18 protein-coding genes are annotated in these 20,705 nt (G+C 47.3%); 7 read left to right on the forward strand and 11 right to left on the reverse strand.

The window, feature by feature from the left end; translation table 11 throughout:
- Nucleotides 1-14: 14 nt before the first annotated feature.
- Both hemW and BQ5375_RS02525 read right to left on the reverse strand, forming a co-directional pair.
- Nucleotides 15-1,127, reverse strand: a complete 1,113-nt coding sequence (gene hemW / locus BQ5375_RS02520; RefSeq protein WP_076917352.1) for a radical SAM family heme chaperone HemW — start codon at nt 1,125-1,127, stop codon at nt 15-17.
- A 64-nt stretch (nt 1,128-1,191) separates the two neighbouring features.
- Nucleotides 1,192-3,129 (reverse strand): Zn-ribbon containing protein, encoded by a 1,938-nt coding sequence (locus tag BQ5375_RS02525; protein ID WP_076917353.1) that lies wholly within the window; start codon nt 3,127-3,129, stop codon nt 1,192-1,194.
- 354 nt (nt 3,130-3,483) lie between these two features.
- On the opposite strand from BQ5375_RS02525, the gene rpoN reads away from it, so the two are divergent.
- Complete coding sequence (gene rpoN, locus BQ5375_RS02530) at nt 3,484-4,938, forward strand: RNA polymerase factor sigma-54 (protein ID WP_022133200.1); 1,455 nt, start codon at nt 3,484-3,486, stop codon at nt 4,936-4,938.
- Between the two features lie 41 nt (nt 4,939-4,979).
- Here the strand turns inward: rpoN and BQ5375_RS02535 are convergent, their stop codons facing one another.
- The 8 genes from BQ5375_RS02535 to BQ5375_RS02570 form a co-directional block, all read right to left on the reverse strand.
- On the reverse strand, nt 4,980-6,632 hold the full coding sequence (locus BQ5375_RS02535; protein ID WP_022133199.1) for an NAD(P)/FAD-dependent oxidoreductase: 1,653 nt from the start codon (nt 6,630-6,632) through the stop codon (nt 4,980-4,982).
- Between the two features lie 106 nt (nt 6,633-6,738).
- A complete protein-coding gene (locus BQ5375_RS02540; protein WP_076917354.1) occupies nt 6,739-8,031 on the reverse strand; it encodes a CdaR family protein in 1,293 nt (430 codons plus the stop codon).
- A gap of 34 nt (nt 8,032-8,065) precedes the next feature.
- Nucleotides 8,066-8,935 carry a diadenylate cyclase CdaA gene (gene cdaA / locus BQ5375_RS02545; RefSeq protein ID WP_022133197.1) on the reverse strand — a complete coding sequence of 290 codons (870 nt, stop codon included), beginning with the start codon at nt 8,933-8,935 and terminating at the stop codon, nt 8,066-8,068.
- Nucleotides 8,936-9,084: 149 nt separating this feature from the next.
- Nucleotides 9,085-10,227, reverse strand: a complete 1,143-nt coding sequence (locus BQ5375_RS02550; RefSeq protein WP_022133196.1) for an aminotransferase class V-fold PLP-dependent enzyme — start codon at nt 10,225-10,227, stop codon at nt 9,085-9,087.
- The gene (locus BQ5375_RS02555) at nt 10,224-10,463 is read right to left on the reverse strand and encodes a hypothetical protein (RefSeq protein ID WP_022133195.1); all 240 of its coding nucleotides are present in this window, start codon (nt 10,461-10,463) and stop codon (nt 10,224-10,226) included. The genes BQ5375_RS02550 and BQ5375_RS02555 overlap by 4 nt, the downstream gene beginning before the upstream one ends.
- 65 nt (nt 10,464-10,528) lie before the next feature.
- A complete protein-coding gene (gene ispF / locus BQ5375_RS02560; protein ID WP_076917377.1) occupies nt 10,529-10,999 on the reverse strand; it encodes a 2-C-methyl-D-erythritol 2,4-cyclodiphosphate synthase in 471 nt (156 codons plus the stop codon).
- A gap of 33 nt (nt 11,000-11,032) precedes the next feature.
- A complete protein-coding gene (ispD, locus tag BQ5375_RS02565; RefSeq protein WP_022133193.1) occupies nt 11,033-11,737 on the reverse strand; it encodes a 2-C-methyl-D-erythritol 4-phosphate cytidylyltransferase in 705 nt (234 codons plus the stop codon).
- A gap of 621 nt (nt 11,738-12,358) precedes the next feature.
- Entirely contained in the window at nt 12,359-13,495 is a 1,137-nt protein-coding gene (locus tag BQ5375_RS02570; RefSeq protein WP_076917356.1) for an FtsW/RodA/SpoVE family cell cycle protein, read from the reverse strand.
- A 363-nt stretch (nt 13,496-13,858) separates the two neighbouring features.
- On the opposite strand from BQ5375_RS02570, the gene BQ5375_RS02575 reads away from it, so the two are divergent.
- From BQ5375_RS02575 to BQ5375_RS02600, 6 genes are all read left to right on the forward strand, one after another.
- Nucleotides 13,859-15,526 (forward strand): formate--tetrahydrofolate ligase, encoded by a 1,668-nt coding sequence (locus BQ5375_RS02575; RefSeq protein ID WP_022133191.1) that lies wholly within the window; start codon nt 13,859-13,861, stop codon nt 15,524-15,526.
- A gap of 225 nt (nt 15,527-15,751) precedes the next feature.
- A complete protein-coding gene (gene tsaE / locus BQ5375_RS02580) occupies nt 15,752-16,174 on the forward strand; it encodes a tRNA (adenosine(37)-N6)-threonylcarbamoyltransferase complex ATPase subunit type 1 TsaE (RefSeq protein WP_022133190.1) in 423 nt (140 codons plus the stop codon).
- Between the two features lie 47 nt (nt 16,175-16,221).
- Entirely contained in the window at nt 16,222-16,932 is a 711-nt protein-coding gene (gene tsaB / locus BQ5375_RS02585) for a tRNA (adenosine(37)-N6)-threonylcarbamoyltransferase complex dimerization subunit type 1 TsaB (RefSeq protein WP_076917357.1), read from the forward strand.
- Nucleotides 16,933-16,963: 31 nt separating this feature from the next.
- Nucleotides 16,964-17,410 carry a ribose 5-phosphate isomerase B gene (rpiB, locus tag BQ5375_RS02590; RefSeq protein ID WP_022133188.1) on the forward strand — a complete coding sequence of 149 codons (447 nt, stop codon included), beginning with the start codon at nt 16,964-16,966 and terminating at the stop codon, nt 17,408-17,410.
- A gap of 192 nt (nt 17,411-17,602) precedes the next feature.
- Complete coding sequence (gene upp / locus BQ5375_RS02595) at nt 17,603-18,229, forward strand: uracil phosphoribosyltransferase (protein WP_022133187.1); 627 nt, start codon at nt 17,603-17,605, stop codon at nt 18,227-18,229.
- Nucleotides 18,230-18,634: 405 nt separating this feature from the next.
- Entirely contained in the window at nt 18,635-19,414 is a 780-nt protein-coding gene (locus BQ5375_RS02600) for a hypothetical protein (protein ID WP_022133186.1), read from the forward strand.
- A 155-nt stretch (nt 19,415-19,569) separates the two neighbouring features.
- Here the strand turns inward: BQ5375_RS02600 and BQ5375_RS02605 are convergent, their stop codons facing one another.
- A complete protein-coding gene (locus BQ5375_RS02605; protein ID WP_076917358.1) occupies nt 19,570-20,640 on the reverse strand; it encodes a M24 family metallopeptidase in 1,071 nt (356 codons plus the stop codon).
- Between the last annotated feature and the right edge of the window lie 65 nt (nt 20,641-20,705).

Consider the following 20,705-nt stretch of genomic DNA (forward strand, 5'->3'; position numbering starts at 1 on the left):
ATTCCAATCATAATCTAACAATATTCCAAAAGATCGACGATGATGCTGTTGGAAATTAAAAAGCCTTTTGGAGTAAGCGAGATCCTTTCTCCGTCAAATAAAAGCAATCCATGTTTTTGCAGAAAAGCTGCGCGCTCTGCAATCGGCTGTGTCTGTTCGCCAAATCGGTCATGCAATTCGGACAGTTTTACCCCTTTTACAAGGCGCAGGCGCAGCATCAGATATTCAAACAAATCGCCGCCTTCTCCGTCCGATTTTGTCAGCTCCCAAACATTCTCCGCCTGCAAAAATCCTTTCAGATCCCGCTCAAAATAAAATCTCTTTCCATCCAGAAAGGAGTGTGCTGCCGGACCTATCCCTAAATATTCCTCGCAGTTCCAATATTTTAAGTTGTGGCGGCTTTCAAATCCCGGCTTTGCAAAGTTTGAAACCTCGTACTGCAAAAATCCATGCCGTTCCATCTGCTCGATGGTATGCAGATAAAGGTCGGCACTGGTTTCCTCATCCGGACAGACCTTTTCGATATGCTGTCTGGCAAATGGAGTGCCCGGCTCAATCTTTAAGAGATAGCCTGAAATATGCTGTACGCCAGAGTCTGAAAAGGTCTGGATAAAATGATCCACCGACTGCTCGTTCTGTCCCGGTGTTCCTAACATCAGATCGACCGATACATTCCCAAATCCTGCCTGCTGTGCCATCATGACGCTCTGCTTTGCTTGTTCAAAACTGTGGAGCCTGCCAAGGCGCGCAAGTTCTGTGTCCGATGCAGACTGCACTCCCATCGAAATACGGTTAAATCCGCCCTGATAAAGCGTCTGAAGCTGAGAAAAACTCATTGCTGCCGGATTTGCTTCCAGTGTAACCTCACAGTCCTCTGTCAGCTCAAAGTGCTCTCTGACTGCATTTAAAATACGAACCAGCCGTTCTCCCAACAGTACCGGTGTTCCTCCGCCAAAATAGACACTGTCCACCTTTCTGCCCTGCCCTGGAGCATTGCTCAATGCCCGGATCATCTGCTTGCAGTAATCGTCTGCGGTCTGCTCCTGAAAGGTAACCGAATAAAAATCGCAGTACGGACATTTTGCAATACAAAATGGGATATGGATATAGATTCCAAGGTTTTCCATGCTCCTGTTTTCCTCCTGTGAAAAAATCACCTCCCTGTTGCCGCCGGGAGGTGATTTGAGTCTGTTATTTCTGTACGTTTACCGCCATGATGCTGTTGACATCCTCTTTGATCAGCTCACCCTTGCTCTGACCATACTGGAGGAACATCAGGTTATACTGCTCTTCTGGAGCACTCTGTTCGCCGGATTCTCCCACAGTCATCTCTTCCTGTGTATTTTCCACGCTGACCAGATAATAAAGTCCTTCACTGGTTGCGGTTGCCTGTACTACATCAGAGTCAATGCGCTTTGGATTGCTTCTGTTTTCCAGCGATTTGCTGTAAAGGCTGCCATCCTCGGAAGTAAAATAGATATGGGTTCCAGCATTGTCCAATCCTGCCAGGGTCAGAGTTCCCACATTTTCCAGTACGGTTACACTGCTTTCATCCGAGAATTTCTTGAGAACCAGAGTCTGATTGGTTTCTTCCAGAATATCACCGCTGCCAATGGTAATATAACCGACCTGTGCGGTTACTTCCTGTGCTTTTTCTTCCACCGATTCATTGAGCGGAATCATCTGTGGCTCTTCCATGCTGCCCAGATTATAGCGGTAGAGATCTGCTCCTCTGCTCCAGGTAAGTGCGGTCTGTGTTGCTGTTGCAAAAGTGATGTCCGACTGCATGGTGTAGTTATCTACATCATAGAAATCTTCGCAGATCGTAATTCCCTGCATGCCGCTTTCTCCAATAGTCGCTGCCTGTGCAGAGGAAACACAGAGATTGCCCTGTGCATCGATATAGTGTACCTGACCTTCATAAAGCGGCTTATCCCATGCAATCTGCTGTGCCATCTCGCTGGTGGTCATATCTCTGCCGTTTTCATTCATCCATCCATTCGAACGCAGGGAAGTTTCCAGCAGTGCAACTGCATTATCCGCTGCCTTTTCTGCGGTCTTGGTGCTGCCATCATACCAGTATACACTTCCAACCGGATTGTACTGGTTCTGCGATGCATCACAGTCAGCAAGGAAGGTCATCGAACCGTTATCATAAAACGCAATTTCCGAAATACCGCTTCCAATCAGCTCTGTCTCTTCGGTTTCCAGATCGGAAACGCGATAGAGGTCTACCAGAGAGGTTTCCGATTCACTGGTGATCAGATATACTGCATCTCCCTGTTTGGAAACATTTGCAACCGTATACTTGGTATCCAGAAGGTGGAGTTTTCCGTTATAGTAATAACCGCCGGCAACTGCGTTCTGGTCTTCATCCAGCTGCAATACCTGAAGCAGGCTGTCATCATCCGATGCAGAAACTACCACAATATTTTCTTCGCCGACAATTTCGGAAACAGGGGTCAGGGTTCCGTTCTTATACTGAACCTGCACCAGTTTATCGTCTTCCAGCTTGTTGTAATAAACTGCATTTTTGCTGTGACAGTAGATAATTGCCGCATTTTCATCCAGCACACTTTCTTCTCCCGCAGCAGTTTTCAGGCAAAGTTTGCCTGTCATTTCTTCGGTGGATGTGATGTTGAGCGGCAGATAAATGGTATCCCCATTTTCCATCTCCACATAGTTTTGTTTTCCAATATACGGTGTGGAATAGGAGAACATCTCATTGATTTCTTCACGGTCGCTTTCCTCTTCTGCCGCGTTTTCATAAAGCTCGACAGTCTGATTTCCATTTGCCAAACCGATGCCTTCATCGGTAGTATAAGCAAGCTCTGTTGGATTGATATGGTTTTCCGAATTTGCCTGCATCATAGAACCTTTTGTCAAAAATGCCGCAGATGCCAAAACCGCTGCTGCCGCAATTACCGCTACGGCAATAATCAGAATCTTTCTTTTTTTCTTTTCCTTCTTTTCAGAATCTGTCTCTGCGGTTTCCTGATGCTGTGATTCTTTTTCTTTGGTTTGCTCTACTTTCTGATTGCTAATCTTACCTCCACACTCCGGACAAACTCCGTTTTGTGCTGCAAGCTCTTCTTCTGTAAATTCTTTGCCACACTGGCTGCACTTCATGAGATTGGACACACCTTTCTGATGCAAACAAAATTTCCGGCATTTTTGCCGTTTACACGTTTTTTCATTATATCGTATTTTTTTTTCAAAGAATAGGGGTTAACTATGAATTTTTTCTTACAACCGCCTCAAACTCCCCTTTCTTTCTCCCTTTTGTTTTTCCCCATTTTATCCCCCGTTTCTCCCCATTGCCACAAGAAGGAGCCTTGCTTTTTGTCTATTTTCATAAAACATTGCTGACAGCATTTTCGCAGGGAAAAACTTATGTTATAATAAAATTAAATTTAAATCACCTGACAAATCTTTCTTGTCAGGCATCATTCTTTCAATCTACCATACGAGGTGACAATAAAAATGGATGTTCATAACTATAAACTCACCCCACGCGGGCTCAAAATCCTGAAGATGGATACCCTGCGCTTAAATGACTACCTCAACCAGGTGATGCTGGAAAATCCGGTAATCGAAATTGAGGAAAATCTGACCGGTTATACCGATGAAGATCTGCGTGCCCGCAAGGCAGAGTGGCTGGAATCCAACGACTTTGAGGAAGGTCTGAGCTACTTTGATAAGGAAACCGAACTTCCACAGGCAGAGGAACCGGATTATGCAATGCTCAATGCCAAAGACGGTGAAACTTTGGAACAGCATCTGCTTGCTCAGATTGCAGAGCTTCCGCTCTCCGAGCAGGTTCGCAACGCTGCTTCCTATCTGATCGGTTGTCTGGATGAAAATGGTTATCTGCTTGCACGTCCGCAGGATCTGACCGAGCAGGGATTTTGCGAATCGGAATATGAAGAGGCACTCTCGATTATCCACAATCTGGAGCCGCTGGGACTTGGCGCATCTAGCTTAAAAGAATGTCTGCTGCTTCAGCTGGATGAGGAGGACACCGTTGCACGCCAGCTTCTGGATGAAATTGACCTGACCGGCAGTGCGGACATCCATCAAATGTGCGAACGCTTTGAACGCACCCAGCAGGAAATCGAGCAGGCTATGCTCCGCATTCGTCTGCTCAACCCAAAACCGGGTTCCCAGTATCAGAGCCACAGCCGTTCCCCATACATCCAGCCGGATGTGGTGATGATCAAGTTTATCGATGAATACTATGTTGCACTCAGCGATTTTGCATTTCCTCAGATTAAAATCAATGAAGATTATCTCAACATGTTCCGCCGTGTAGACGGTGAGGAACGCCGCTATCTGGAAGAAAAGATTGCCGATGCAGAAGATCTCCAGCATGAAATCGAGTTCCGTGGAAAAACACTGGTCGAGGTCACCAAGACTCTGATCAAACTTCAGGAACCTTTCTTCCGCTATGGCCCTCGCTATATGAAGCTGCTTCCAATCGCAGAACTTGCTCAGGCACTGGGTATGGAAACCGAACTGGTATCCGCTACTCTCAAAAACAAATATCTCCAGTCTCCGTTCGGTGTTTACCCGATGAAATTCTTCCTTGCAAGGGAACATCATCCGCAGCAGGAAGGTATGGAGGCAATCCGCGACAAACTCACCCAGTTAATTCAGGAAGAACATCCAGACACCCCATACAGTGATGAACAGCTGGCTCAGCTGATGGCACAGGACGGCGTCTTTTTGACCGATGATATGGTGGAACGTCTTCGCGAGGAAATGAACATCCCGGACAGCGATCACCGCATCTTCTATGACCCTCAGCATGATCTGGAAGACGATGATGACTGTGACGACGACCATTGTGACTGCGATCATGAGCACTGCGACTGTGAACATGAACACGAGCACTGTGGCTGTGAACACGACCATTGTGACTGCGGTCACCACCACTAAACGAACAAACAAAAAGGGCGGACCAAAAGGTCCGTCCTTTTTTATTGCAATGGCTGATACAATGCCATGATCTGTTCTGCAACACGCACGCCATCCACTGCGGCGCTGACAATTCCGCCAGCATATCCTGCACCTTCTCCGCAAGGGTACAGTCCATGAATTCCCAATGCCTGAAGGCTGTCCGGATTTCTGGTAACTCGAACCGGAGAAGAGGTTCTGGTCTCGATTCCGGTAATTACTGCATCCTGATCTGCAAATCCCGGCAATCGGCGGTTAAAGCGCCGCATTCCCTGTTCGAGCATCTGATTGATCTGCTCCGGAAAGGCTTCGCGGAGATTTGCTTCTTTCACACCACAGGAAAAACTCGGTGTGGTAAGCGGTTTAGAAAGATCCGGTGTACTCTTTTCCAGAAAGCTTTGTACCGACTGTGCTGGTGCACGATAATCTCTGCCGCCCAGACAGAACGCTTCCCGCTCCAACTTTCGCTGAAATGCGATTCCTGCCAGCACGTCGCTTCCAAAATCCTTGCCGTCCACCGAAACGACCAGCGCCGAGTTTGCATTTTCTGCATCACGGGCATGTTCACTCATGCCGTTTGTCACAACGGTATCTTCTTCCGAAGAGGACGCTACCACAAATCCACCCGGGCACATACAGAAAGTATAGACGCCCCGTTCCTCCTCATTTCGCCAGGAAAGCTGATATTCTCCTTTTGGAAGGGCTGGATGTCCTGCATGATTTCCGTACAATCCCCGGTCAATCACCTGCTGGCGCTGTTCGATACGCACTCCGACAGAAAACGGTTTTGGCTCCAGAAAAACTTGTTTTTGCAGCAGCATCTCAAAGGTATCCCGGGCACTGTGTCCAACTGCCAGCACCACAGCTTGGGTTGGAATTTCTCCCTGTGTGGTCCGAACTGCTGTCACTTTTCCGTCTTTAAGGATAATCTCCTCCATCCGGGTGTTGAAATGAACGCTTCCTCCCAGACTGATGATCTCCTGTCGGATATTTTTTACCACATTGCGCAGAAGATCGGTGCCAACGTGCGGTTTCTGGCGATAACGGATTTCTTCCGGTGCTCCATGGCGGATCATTTCTTCGAGAATAAAGCTGCATCTTGGGTCGCTGATACGGGTGGTCAGCTTTCCATCGGAAAAGGTTCCTGCTCCACCTTCTCCAAATTGGACATTGCTTTCCGTTGAGAGCTTCCTTTCCTTCCAAAACTGCTGTACCGCCTCCACACGGCTGTCAACATCAGCACCCCGTTCCAGAATCACCGGACAGTATCCCATTCTTGCAAGGGCAAGCCCTGCAAACATTCCTGCCGGACCAAAGCCCACAATCACCGGCGGCTGGCTAAGCTTTCCATTTCCTACCGTAAACTGCTGAGGTGGATTATGCTGAATCTTTACAAACTGACCGTTTCTGCTGTTCTGGGTGCGTTTGAGCACCTCCTGTTCGCGGCGCATCAGCTGTTCCAGACTTTCCTCTTCCGGGTGCTTCAGCTCAAATCCCACCGAACTTACCAGCAGAATATGATCCTGTTTTCGTGCATCGATGCTACTCTTTACCAGATAGGTTTTTTCAATTTCTTCCGGTTTCAGGCGTGCTGTTTTTCGGGCTGCTTCCCAGATTCTATCCTGATTGGAGGATTCCTCCAGTGTGGTTTTTACCTGTGAGACGATAATCGCCATATCAAACCGCCTTTCTTTTTCTCCTCAATTGGTCCTCATAACAGCAGGAGAGTGCACGACCGAATCTTCGGTGATGCGCCCTCCTGCAATTGATTTTATCCTGTTGTTAAGAATCTGTCTCGGTCGTACTCTCTGTTGGGGAACCCACTGTTGTTTCCGAGATGGAAACGATTGCGCGGTAATCTCCCACTGCCCAAACCTGACTCTTCTTTGGTACCGAGATCTTAACTGGAAGCTCTACCTGTCCGGAAGAGACGCTGGAGCTTTCCTGAAGATCGATGGTTGCCACAATGTCACCGGCCACCATACCTTCCACAACATCTTTTGGACCGATGATGCGGACATTGGTAATCTCCTGTGTCATCGACTCCGCCTCATAGTTAAGCGGAACGTTCTGAATGATAATGTTATCCACATTAAACTGTTTTTCAATCATTCCCTCCGAATCAAACTGAACCAGAACGCTTTGGATATTCTGGGTGTTAACAAATCCGGTTGGAAGTTTTACTTCAAAGGTTTCGGTCTTTCCGAGTTCCAGCGACTTGATGTCGATCTGTCCCAGCGGAATCTCCTTATATTTATCGATGGATTCTGCCGGACCTGCAACCTCAATTTCCTCATTGGAGAGGGTAAACTTGAGCCTGTCAACCTGGAAGCCATCCGGTACATTCATAAAGTCAAGCCGCACCGGAACAACCTTCTTCTTCAGAATCGGGATGGTCACTCTTGCTTCGGTTACATCGCTGACCACATATTTTAATTCCAGTTCGTTGCCGTCCACATCCAGGAACTTAAGCGGCAAGGTCTCGCTGTAACTGCTGGTCAGTTCTTCATCGATATCCTTTTCTACAACACACTGGCTGATTCTGGAAATATCCTCTGCCGGTCCTGTAATCTGTACGGTACTTGGGCTGACGCTGACATCACGAATCAGGTAATCGTCCGGTGCACTGTATCCGGAAAGTTTTGCCTTGATATCCAATGTCTTGGTCTGGAGGCTGTCAAACTTAATCTGCACACTGGATGGTGTAATTTCCTGAATGGTGACATCTTTGCTGCTGTCGCGGATCTCTCCCTTGAGCTCTACTGTGTGCATTCCTGCTGTGGTAACCTTGGAAATATCCGGATAAACCCGAATATCAGAAGCTGTGAGGTTACCGATATCATAAACTACACCTTCCACTCTGACAGAGACTTTGATCTGTTCGGTGGAAATGGTACTCAGTCCCAGTTTTCCGATTGATTCATCCACTTCCTGCATATCGACCGTCACACCCGTGATGGTTTTTCCCTTGGTATCATTGCTGTCCATCGACACAAAAAGCCACGCCAAAAAGGCCATGATTACTGATAAAACCATCAGGAAGGTGCGGTTATCAAAAATGGATTCTTTTTTCATCTGCCATTCATCCTTTCCGCAGCTTCAAAAACGCTTATTTCTTGACCTTGCGCAGAAGAGCCTTTACGCCGACTTCCTTCTGCTGCTCCCCTTCATCTTTTCGAAGGATCTCATGATAAAGCCGCTTTTCCAGCTGAGGGATGGTAAAGTTTCTCTCAATAACGCCGCCCTGTGCAATCGAGATGGTTCCGGTCTCCTCAGAAACTACCACAACGACTGCATCGGAGTTTTCGCTCATACCCAGAGCTGCACGGTGACGGGTTCCCATCTCTTTGCTGATGGTGTAGTTCTGGCTCAGCGGCAAGAAGCAGCCGGAAGCACAAATTCGACCATCGCGGATAATCATTGCACCGTCATGCAGTGGGGAATTGACAAAGAACAGGTTTCCGATCAGCTCATCACTTGGCTGAGCATCCACCACCGTTCCGGTTTTGATGATTTCACCCAGTTTTGTTTCCCGTTCAAATACAATCAGCGCACCGGTCTTTGTTTTGGAAAGATGCTCACAGGCATGCGCAATGGTGGAGATGGAACTGCTCCAAACCGCCATCAGCTCGCTGTCCTTTTCCGGTGATGACTGAAAAATATTAAACTTATTAAGCTTTGTCTGCGCAACGTGTTCCAGCATTCGACGCAGCTCCGGCTGGAATACAATAACCAGAGCCAGAACACCGGTTGCCACCACGTTCTGCATGATAAACCTCACCGTTTTCATGTTGAGGTTATACGCCACAAAATATAACAACAGCAGCAAAATCAAACCTTTTGCCAGCTGCATTGCCCTGGTTTCACGAATCAGCTTGATCACCTGATAGATCAGCACCGCTACAATCACAATATCCAGGATATCCCATACACCGATTGCTTTTACTGTACCGATGATTTGATTCCATTCACTCGCCATCATCATCATCCTTTTTTATGCAGGCACACAGCCTGTCCGATTTTATTGAAACGCCGAAAGCCGGCGTTGTTTACTTTATATAACTCTTTCTTTTATTGTAACATATTTATAGTCATAATCAACCGCAACGTCAAAATTTTTTTGAACCGTTACCTTCCGGCTAAAATGTGTTTTACCGCCATACAAAAGGCATCTGCCTCGTTTTTATGATTAAACGCACCCAGACTGACACGAATGGTTCCATAGCGGTCGGTCCCCATTTTCTGGTGTGCAAGCGCTGCACAGTGAAATCCGGCACGCACCGCGATGTGATGTCGGTTTAACGCTTCTGCAGCCGTTTCTGGGTTTATGTTTTTTAAATTAAGCGCAATCAGCGGCAGATTTCTTCCAAGGCAGGGCCGATCCGAATAGAGGGTAACTCCCCTGATTCCACACAGTTTCTGATACAGATAATCGCACAGCTGCATTTCATGCAGATAGAGCTTTTTTGGTGTGTTCTGAAGCACAAACCCGACACCGGCTGACAGTCCGATAATTCCTGATGTGTTCACCGTTCCGCTTTCCAGACGATCCGGCAAAAAGTCCGGCATGGTCGGTTCCATCGAAAGGCTTCCTGTTCCGCCTTCGCATAAAGGATCAGGCAGATGTTCGGTGTTCACAATCAAAATCCCGGTTCCAGCCGGCCCATACAGTCCCTTATGTCCGGGCATGCACAGGTAGTCAATCGGCATCCGTCTTAAATCATAATCCAAAAGTCCCGCGGTCTGGGCAGCATCCACCAGCATAAAAATTCCCCGCCGCCTTGCCATCAGCCCAATCTGTTCAATTGGCACACAGAATCCAAATACGTTGGAACCATGTGTGCAGGCAATCAGTCGGGTATTGCTGCGCAGAAGATGTTCAAAATGCCAGAGCGTTTTCTGGTCATCGGCAAACACCGGAGCCACATCGTACTGAATTATGCCCTGTCTTCGCAATGACTCCACCACACGGTAAACCGCGTTGTGCTCAAGATCCGAGATAATCACGTGGTCGCCCGGACGGACAATGCCTTTGATCGCCACATTGATCGACTCGGTACAGTTTTTGGTAAAGATGACCTGCTCGGGTTGACAGTGAAACAGCTTTCCGACCCGTTCCCTGCACTCAAACACCTTCTGCGCCGTTTGCAGGGAAAGATCGTGCCCGCTTCGTCCCGGGTTTGCTCCATATCGCAGCAGAGCTTCGTTGACCGCCTTGACAACACAGGGCGGCTTTGGAAAGGTGGTTGCGGCATTGTCAAAATAGATCATACCTTTCCCCCACCCCTCTCCAGACGGCTGTCCTGAGAAACCAGACGGATTCCATACTGAACCAGCAGTTCCTTTGCCTTTTCGGGATCTCCCCGAACTGTCAGTTGATAGCCGCATCCGCTCACGCGGTTATGGTCGCGGCCTGCCCATGCTTTATATCCATATCGTTCCAATACTTTCTGGCCTTTGAGCGCGTAGGTCAGAGAAGATACCGGAATGTTGGTTATCGTATCCATAGCAATCCTCCTTTAGAATGAGTCTTCTTCATTCTATGCAGGACTGCCCTATTTTTGTACCAGCTTTATCGAGTAATGATGCAGACGCTGTGCGCGCTCATTCCTTCTCCGCTTCCGGTAAATCCCAGATTTTCCTCGGTGGTCGCCTTGACATTGACCTGACTAGTCTGGATTCCGCAGGCATCGGCAATATTCTTGCACATCTGCGGAATATGATCTTTCAGTTTTGGCTTCTGGGCAATTACAGTAGCATCAATGTTGGAAATGGTATATCCCTGCTGATGCAGAAGAGCTGATACATGCTTTAACAGTTCGATGCTGTCTGCTCCCCTATACTGCGGATCGGTATCAGGAAAATGTTTTCCGATATCGCCCAGTGCTGCTGCGCCCAGCAGGGAATCCATGACCGCATGGACTAAAACATCCGCATCCGAATGTCCGAGTAATCCTTTTTCCCAGGCAATTTCCACACCGCCCAAAATGAGCTTTCTTCCCTCTACCAGTTTATGTACATCATATCCATGTCCTGCGCGAATTTCCATGAGATCCTTCCTCTCTGTCATCTGTTTTTATTTTTGTTCTGTCCATTGTGCAATGGCCTGCGCCATGGCAATATCTTCCGGCGTTGTAATCTTGATGTTGCGGTAATCCCCCTGCGAAACCCAAACTCTGTGCCCAATATGCTCGATCAGCTGACAGTCATCGGTGAAGTCAAGACCTTCCTTTTCTGCCTGCTCCACCGCCTTGTGGTACAGTGATGCTTTAAAAATCTGCGGCGTCTGGGTCAGGTACAAAAACTCCCGATTCGGAGTTTCCTCGATAATACCTTCCGGCGAAACACGCTTGATGGTATCCTTCGTTTTGACCGCTGCTGTTGCAGCTCCATGTTCCACCGCACTTTGCAGACAGCGTAAAATCAGTTCCCGATCAGCAAACGGTCTCGCTCCATCATGAATCACAAAATATTCTGTTTGATCAGACAGTGCCTTAATTCCGTTTAGCACCGACTGCTGGCGGCTTTCTCCTCCCGCCACTATTTCAAAATCAGGCAGGGAGTATTCTATCTTCCACTGATTTAGCTGTGAAAACAGTTCTGGTCTTGCCACCACAACAATCTGACGGATTTGTTCTACCTCTGCCATTCTCTGAATGGAACGCACCAGTACCGGAACCCCTTGTATCATCAGGCTTTGTTTGTTGATTCCCTGCATCCGCTGTGCCATTCCTCCGGCAGCAATCACCGCTCCTGCGTAAATATCCTGTAATATGTCCATCTAAATACCCTCCCAAAAAATTCCGTTCTCTATCCTATCAGGAAAAATGCAGCATTTATGTCGATAAATGTAAAACTTTTGAAAAATGTTAAAAAAGAAGCTCCAGAAAAAGGAGCCTCTTTGTGTTTTAGAAGAAACGAGGATGACAGTCCTCTGTGTATAAAAAGCTGTTTTTTTGAGACATTCTGCTCTAATCCTTGCTCTTATCCAAATCGGTAGTTTCCTTTTGTGGGCTCATGCCGCCCACACTGGCAGTTCCTTTCTTATGAAAAGAAAGGAACCAAAGATTCACAAGGAACCTTCTGGTTCCTCGACCTCCAGCAGAAGGGGGAATCCCCCTTCGATCCCCCGGGGCAGGTGACGGTTAAAGCAGGCGGCGCAAATCAGAATAATGCGCCGTCACCATGAAAATCGAATTTCATTCGATTTTCCGAGGGATGGAAAGCAAAACCAGTTTGCTTTCCTAACTAAAACCATCCCTTCCCGCAGTAACCGCAAAGCGGTCACGCTCCCCCCTTACTACTCAAACGAGCGCAGTCAGAGACAAGCGACCTGCGCGAGAGCGGGGCTTTTAAACTTGCACTTAACCAACAACGCGAACCGCGTGCAGGCTCAACCTGCCTAAGCGAAGAGCATGTCCTTACCGCTGTGCATATAGACGCTGAGCACCACACCAATTCCCAGGTACAGGGTACCGGTCGAAGTTCCGCCTGCGGACAAAAACGGCAGAGTAACACCGATAACCGGCAGCACACCCAGACACATTCCAATATTAATGATAATTTGAATTGCCATCATGGCAAACACACCAACACAGATAAATTTACCCAAATCATCCAGCGCATGCAGGGCATTGTGCAGAATGCGGATACACAGAAACGCCAGTGCTGCCAGCACCGCAATACAACCGATAAATCCCACCGTCTCCCCAATGTAGGTAAAGATAAAGTCGTTATATACCTCCGGAACATAACGAAACTGTCCGGTCTCCATAAAGATTCCGTTTCCCCAAAGTCCGCCGTTTCCAATAGAGATCAATCCTCTGTCCTGCTGCCAGGTGATCGCAGAATCAACCAGTTCCGGACGGATAATGGCAAGAATTCGGTTTTTCTTGTCGTCGTCCAAAAAGAAGTTCCACAAGACAACTGCTGCCGGTGGAATCATAGCCAACACCGGAACGATATATTTCCAGGAAAGTCCCGCAACAAACAGCATGCTGGCAAAAATTACCGCCATAACCAGAACCGTACCATCATCACCCTGAAGATGAATCAATCCGCATGGAATTGCTCCGTGGATACACAAAAGCAGCAATTGTTTTGGACGGTTGAGCTGATCCTTCACCTTGGAAAGATGGTAGGCAAAGGTGATGATAAATGAAATCTTCAAAAGCTCGGATGGCTGAAAACTGATGGACGTAAACGGAATTGGCAGCCACGCCTTGTCATCAACCCAGTCCACACGCTGAATTCCAAATGGAAAAACCAGCAGTGCCAGTCCATAACACAGAACGCTGTGCCATTTCCAAAGCCTTGCCATCATGTGGTAGTCGATCTTTGAGAGGATGATCGCTGCGACAATGCCGCACAGCGCCATTGCCGGCTGCACCAATACCGTGTTGAGTCGACCGATCTCCCCGTTTTTGTAAAGGCTGTAAATCAAAAGTGTACTGAAACTGGATAAAGAAAAACAGCATAGCATCAGCATCCAGTCTGTTTCCTTTATGTATCTGCCAATCGCAGAAAAAACTGTTTTCATTGTTATTGTTAACCTTTCTTTTGCTTGCAAAATCGTATTTTCCCATTAAGACTTTCTTATTATATTATGAATTCCCACATGAATCAACCAAAAAAAAGTGAATATTGCCGCAGATTTTCGCTTTCCTCTTTTCGCCTTGGAAAATTTATGTTATACTGAAATCACCAATTGTATGTAACAGTCTGATTCGATGCGCTGACATATACTTGCGGCAGCACATTTCGGGTCAGGGAGCTTGATCGACCCAGAAGCTCCTGTTATTCTTTCAGCCCCTTTTTATTTTGGCTGAACGCTCAGTTTAACTGAAAATGGCCTGTGCTGCAAATTTCATTCTTAATTTTTTCTTTTTAAGGAGGAATCACCATGCTTACAGACATCGAAATCGCCCAGCAGTGCAAAATGAAACCGATCACCGAAATCGCTGCACAGCTCGGCATCGCTCCAGAGGAACTGGAACCATACGGACACTATAAGGCAAAACTTTCCGATGACCTTGCAAAACGTCTGGAAAACAAACCAGACGGCAAACTGATTCTGGTCACCGCAATCAACCCAACTCCTGCCGGCGAAGGCAAAACCACCACCACCGTTGGTCTGGGACAGGCAATGAGCAAGATTGGCAAGAACGCAATCATCGCTCTGCGCGAACCATCCCTCGGTCCGGTATTCGGCATCAAGGGCGGCGCTGCCGGCGGCGGCTATGCACAGGTCGTTCCAATGGAGGACATCAACCTGCACTTCACCGGTGATATGCACGCTATCACCGCTGCAAACAACCTGCTCTGCGCAATTCTGGACAACCATCTCCAGCAGGGCAACCAGCTGAACATCGACCCACGCCGCGTCCTCTTCAAACGCTGCATGGATATGAACGACCGCGCACTGCGTTTTGTAAACGTTGGTCTTGGCGGCAAAGCAAACGGTGTACCGCGTGAAGACGGTTTCCAGATCACCGTTGCAAGTGAGGTTATGGCAATCCTCTGTCTGGCTGCTGACCTTCAGGACCTCAAAGAACGTCTGGGCAACATTCTGGTTGCTTACACCTATGACAACCGCCCTGTTTATGCAAAAGACCTTCAGGTAAACGGCTCGATGGCAGTTCTTCTGAAAGACGCAATCAAACCAAACCTGGTTCAGACTCTGGAAAACACCCCTGCTCTGATGCACGGCGGACCTTTCGCTAACATCGCTCATGGCTGTAACTCGGTAAGAGCAACCAAACTGGCTCTCAAACTGGCTGACTACACCATCACCGAGGCAGGCTTCGGCTCTGACCTTGGCGCTGAAAAATTCCTGGATATCAAGTGCCGCTACGCTGGTCTTGCTCCATCTGCAATCGTTGTTGTTGCTACTCTGCGTGCGCTCAAATATAATGGAGGTGTACCAAAAGCAGAAACTGCAAAACCAAATGTGGAAGCAGTAAAAGCAGGTCTGTGTAATCTGGCAGCTCATGTTGAGAACATGAAGAAATACGGTGTTCCGGTTGTCGTTGCAATCAACCACTTCCTGACCGACAGCGACGAGGAAGTTGAAGTTCTGGAAAACTACTGCCGTGAAAACGACGTTGAGTTTGCTCTGTCTGATGTCTTTGCAAAAGGCGGCGAAGGCGGCATCGAGCTTGCTCATAAGGTAGTCAAAGCCTGCGAAAAACCTGCAAACTTTGCTCCAATCTACGATGTTGACCTGCCAATCAAGGAGAAGATCGAAACCATCGCAAAAACCATCTACGGTGCAGACGGTGTTACCTACTCCTCGGAAGCAAACAAAGCAATCGCAGAGATCGAAAAACTGGGCAAGGACAAACTGCCAATCTGTATGGCAAAGACCCAGTATTCCCTCTCGGATGATGCAACCAAACTTGGCCGTCCAACCGGATTCAAGATCAACATCCGTGATGTAAAACTTTCTGCCGGTGCTGGATTTATCGTTGCACTCTCCGGTGCAATCATGACCATGCCTGGTCTGGGCAAAGAACCTGCCGCTTACCGCATTGATATCGATGCTGACGGCAACATCCACGGTTTGTTCTAAATCACAGCTGACAAAAGGGGAGGTTTCCTTTTCGGGGGCCTCCCCCCTTATCAGAGCAGGCTGAGCCTGCACGCTGTTTCGCGCTTTGGTTTATCGTAAGGCTTTGGTTTCAGCACGCTGCAGCACTGCTTGTTTGCACAAACCACCTGTCTTTGCGCCGTAGGCGAACAGTGTCCAGCTTCAAGCTGGACTTTCTCAGAAAGTACAGAAAGGAAGGAGCATCCTTTGAAACGTTATCTCAGCCACAGCACCGAAGAAACCGAACAGATCGCCGCCGAATTTGCGTCGACCTTAAAAAGCGGTGACGTGATCGCCTACAAAGGCCCGATGGGAGCCGGCAAAACTGCCTTTACCCGTGGACTGTGCAAAGGACTGGGGCTTTCCGACCATGTGTCCAGCCCAACTTTTGCTCTGGTGCACCAATATGGAAACGGCAGTCGTGCCCTGTATCACTTCGATATGTACCGTGTAGAAACCTTTGAGGATCTTTACTCCACCGGATTTTTTGATTATCTGGATTATGGTGGCATCCTTGCCATTGAATGGAGTGAAAATATCGAAGCGGTTCTGCCGGAAAACACCATCACTGTCGAAATCCGCAAGGTGGACGGAGATCCGGAACAACGTGAAATTCTGATTTCCCAATAACCGATTCTTAAAATATGGATTCCCAATATGGAAAGGGGATTATTTATTTGATTATTTTTGCTATGGACACCTCAGCTGCTGCAGCTTCCTGCGCGCTGCTTGAGGATGACCGTCCTATTGCTCAATTTTATACCGATGCGCACCTGACCCACAGCCAGACCATCATGCCGATGGTGGAATCTCTCTTCTCCTGCAGCCAGATGTCTGTTCAGGATGTGGACCGCTTTGCAGTTTCGGTAGGCCCCGGCTCCTTCACCGGACTTCGCATCGGTGTTGCTGCTGTCAAAGGGATGGCTCAGGTTTTAGACAAACCATGTGTTGCCGTTTCGGCACTGGAAGGTCTTGCCTACAACCTGTATGATCGGGGTGGTATCCTTTGTCCTGCGCTGGACGCACGCTGTGGTCAGGTATACACTGCATGGTTTGATGCAGATCACAACATGAAGCGTCTGCATGAAGATTGTGCCATGATGGCGGAGGACCTTTGCAAAGAGCTCGCTGCTCTGCCGGAAGAAACTCCTGTCACCGTTTTAGGTGACGGTGCCTCCCTTGTGCTGGACACCATGAAAAAATTATATCCAGAACGCAAACTGTCTGTTCCGGGAAAACATCTCCTGCTGCAGCACGCTTACAGTGTGGGACTTGCCGCTTTAAATAGTGAGCAAACCATCTCTGCGCAGGAATTAGTTCCTGTCTATCTGAAACTTCCGCAGGCTCAGCGGGAACTTCAGATGAAATTATCGCTTAAGAAACAATAAATTCTGTTTTATTTTTAAGGAGGGTATTACCATGCTCGTACTTGGTAGTGATCACGGCGGTTTCCTGCTCAAACAGGAGATCAAAAAACATCTGGAAGAACGCGGCATTGCATTTTCCGATGTTGGCTGCTTTGATGAAAATTCTGTGGATTATCCTGACGTTGCAAAAGCTGCCTGCGACAAGATCGTAAGCGGTGAATGTGAACTGGGTATCCTCATCTGCGGAACCGGTATCGGTATCTCGATGGCTGCAAACAAGGTAAAAGGTATTCGTGCTGCCTGCTGCTCCGACTGCTTCAGCGCAAAATTCACCCGTCTGCACAATAATGCAAACGTTCTGTGCTTCGGCGGACGTGTTGTCGGCCCGGGTCTTGCCTGCATGATGGTCGATGCATTCCTCGATGCTGAGTTTGAAGGCGGCCGTCACCAGAGAAGAGTGGACAAAATTCTGGCTCTGGAAGAAAATTTCGGCAAATAGGGCAAAAATATTTTGAGATTTCAGTAAATTGCTGATTTTTAAAAATCGGCAAAAAAATCTTTTCAAAAATATTTTCTTCTTTGCCAATTTGTTGTAAAATATCTTTGTAGTGTTAAGCCAACGTTGCCTGTTCTGATTTTGATATCATAGCAGGCATCCCAATATTCTATTACATGAAAGGATTCGATTCTTATGACTCCTATGATTTTTGATCATCCACTGATTCAGCACAAAATCTCCCTTCTGCGCAACAAGAACACCGGCTCCAAAGAGTTCCGTGAACTGGTTGGCGAAGTTTCCATGCTGATGTGTTACGAAGCAACCCGCGACCTTCCACTCAAAGAGGTTGAGGTTGAAACTCCAATCGCTATGGCTAAAACAAAGGTAATCGCTGGCAGAAAGCTCGCTTTCGTTCCAATCCTGCGCGCTGGTATCGGCATGCTGGAAGGCGTTCTGTCCATGGTTCCTGCTGCTAAAGTTGGCCACATCGGTCTGTACCGTGACCATGAGACCCTTGAACCAGTAAGATACTACTGCAAACTGCCATCCGATATCAACGAGCGTGAAGTAATCGTTCTCGATCCAATGCTCGCTACCGGTGGTTCTGCTGTTGAAGCAATCAAAATGCTCAAAGAAGCTGGTGCAACCAACATCAAATTCATGTGCATCATTGCTGCTCCAGAAGGTCTGAACGCTCTGATGGATGCTCATCCAGATGTACAGATCTACTGCGCTGCAAAAGATGACAAGCTCAACGAAGACAAATACATCGTTCCAGGTCTTGGTGACTGTGGCGACCGTATCTTCGGCACCAAATAACAGGCTGAGCCTGCACCCTGTTTCGCGCTTCGGTTAACTGAGCAATTGTCATTTTATCACACGGCAATCGCTCGTGTTAGCACGCTCGCTCGACAAGCTGATAACAAAAGTTTCCGTCCACCTTTTACAAAAGTTGGTGGTGTCCAGAGGCGAAACACCTTATCCGTGTAAGCGCCTTTAGGAAGTTTGAAAGGAGCTTTGCTCGGTTGCCGCAGGCAATTTTGCCCAATCATTTATGGGCAAAAAGGCAAACTCCAGATTGAAAACTTGTTTTCAATCCTCTTTTCGGCAAGAGAAAAGGGGTTCAAGAGCCGATTGACAACAGAAAGCATCCCTTAACGATACTCCTTTTCACATTCAGTGGGAAGGAGTATCTTTCATATTAGATAATAGGGAGGGAACGCTATGAAAAAAACAGCTGTATTAATTGTCATTGTTACAATTGCTCTAACAGCCTGCACAAGTGGCGGTAAAATTACTTTGCCGAAAAACTATGAGGGCAATACAGAATTTACCGTTCCGAATGAAGCTGTATTATCTATTTATGACGCAGAAAAAGTGACAGAGCTTTATACCGATGTGTTTTCTGACGATAAAGTACATACTATTTTCCGCATTGACTATGACTGTGCATGGATCAGGAACACTACCGGCTTATCCCTTAATTCTGAAAAATCGCCCGAATTTTTTGACTTAGAAAACTTTGAATACAAAGGTTTTGATCTAAAACCAAGCGAACAGTTGTACTACGCAAAAGTCAGCACCGGCGACACCTTCAAAGGCTACACGGTTAAAAAAGCCAGAACCTCTTTTGAAAGTCTCAGCGGCTACGGTACATTAAGTGAAGTTACATTTGAGGGTGAAATATCCATGACAGGTAATCTGTCTATGTATGAACATGACAGCAGTTGTGTGGCATTTTATCCCTTTGCAGACAAAAACGAATTCCTCCCCATAAGTTGGTTATATGATGGTACTAATTTAAATTGGTCAGATGCGCAGGTCAACGATGGCGGAATGCCTTATATAATACCCATTGACGAGATTGACGATGAGATATTAACTGCACTTAACGAAAAGAAAAAGCTGGATGTTGAAGTTGAAATGTCAGAGCTTACACTACATGCCTGTGAGTATGATTCGAGGCTAAACAGCTGCAAGCTTATAGACATAAAATTGATTTGAGGTAATCAAAACCACCCGTTGAACGGGTGGTTTAAACAGATCCTATAAGGTTTTTTCTCTTGTCGGTTGCCCCTTTATTTTTTATTGCCTTTTCGGCGCTAAGAAAAAGTTTCAACATTTCCAATTGAAAATGTTGAAACTTTTGTTGTTTTAGATTATTCTACTACGATCAGATCTTTTGTATATTTGTTCAGAACTTCGCAGCCATCCTCAGTAACCAGTACCAGATCTTCTACACGAACACCAAACTGACCCGGCAGATAGATTCCTGGCTCAATCGAGAATACCATGCCTGGACGTGCGATTACTTCGCAGTCAGATGCAACTGGTGGTTTCTCGTGCTCCTTCATGCCGATGCTGTGTCCGGTACGGTGGGTAAAGTATTCCCCGTAACCTGCATCCTCGATCACCTTTCTTGCTGCAAGGTCAAATTCCTTGAAAGCAACACCTGGTTTGATCTTCGCAATAGCAGCTTCATTTGCGCGGCGGACTGTCTCATAAACTTCGCGCTGTTTCTCGCTGACACTCTTATAGAAAACGGTTCTGGTCATATCGCACCAGTAGTGATTGAACGGCGCACCGATATCGATTACGATGCTGTCGCCTTCCTTCAAAACAGTTTCGTCTGCATCATGATGTGGGTCTGCTCCGTTTTTGCCCATACCTACAATCGAGAATCCCAGACTGTTGCAGCCTCTTGCTTTAAAGAAGTTTTCCACCTTGAGGGCAAGCTCTTTTTCTGTAACGCCTTCCCGAATTGCATGGATTACCATATCCATACATTCATCGTTGATCAGCGAAGCTTCTCTCATGCGCTGACGTTCTTCTTCGTCTTTATACATAGTGGACTGTTCTACTGGCAGGGAGCCCATCACTGGTTTTACATCAGGGCGCAGCTGCATTAAACCAATCAGGAAACGGCTTGGCCAGGTTTCATCAATGCCGAGTTCTCCTGCTTTTACAGTCTGAGCCAGCTGTGCAACCGGATTGTCGGTATCGGTGTGCTCCTGCAGCTCCATTCCTTCCTGAGGCTGAACACCAAACAGTTTATTTCCAAAAAAGATGGTTCTTCCGGTATCATCCAAATATACTGCCATCATACGCTCCATCGGAGCAACCCAGATTCCAGTCAGATAGTACACCGGTTCTGTCTCGGTTACAATCATCTGATGCAGTCCAGCTTTTTTCATATTTTCGCGAACCTGCTCTAATCTTACTTGATTCATGTTAAACACCCTTCCATTGCAAATTCAGCGGATCTTCCCGTTGTTGCATTTATTATAGCATAATC

Origin of the sequence: Negativibacillus massiliensis, from assembly GCF_900148495.1 — a bacterium.
Taxonomy (GTDB): domain Bacteria; phylum Bacillota; class Clostridia; order Oscillospirales; family Ruminococcaceae; genus Negativibacillus; species Negativibacillus massiliensis.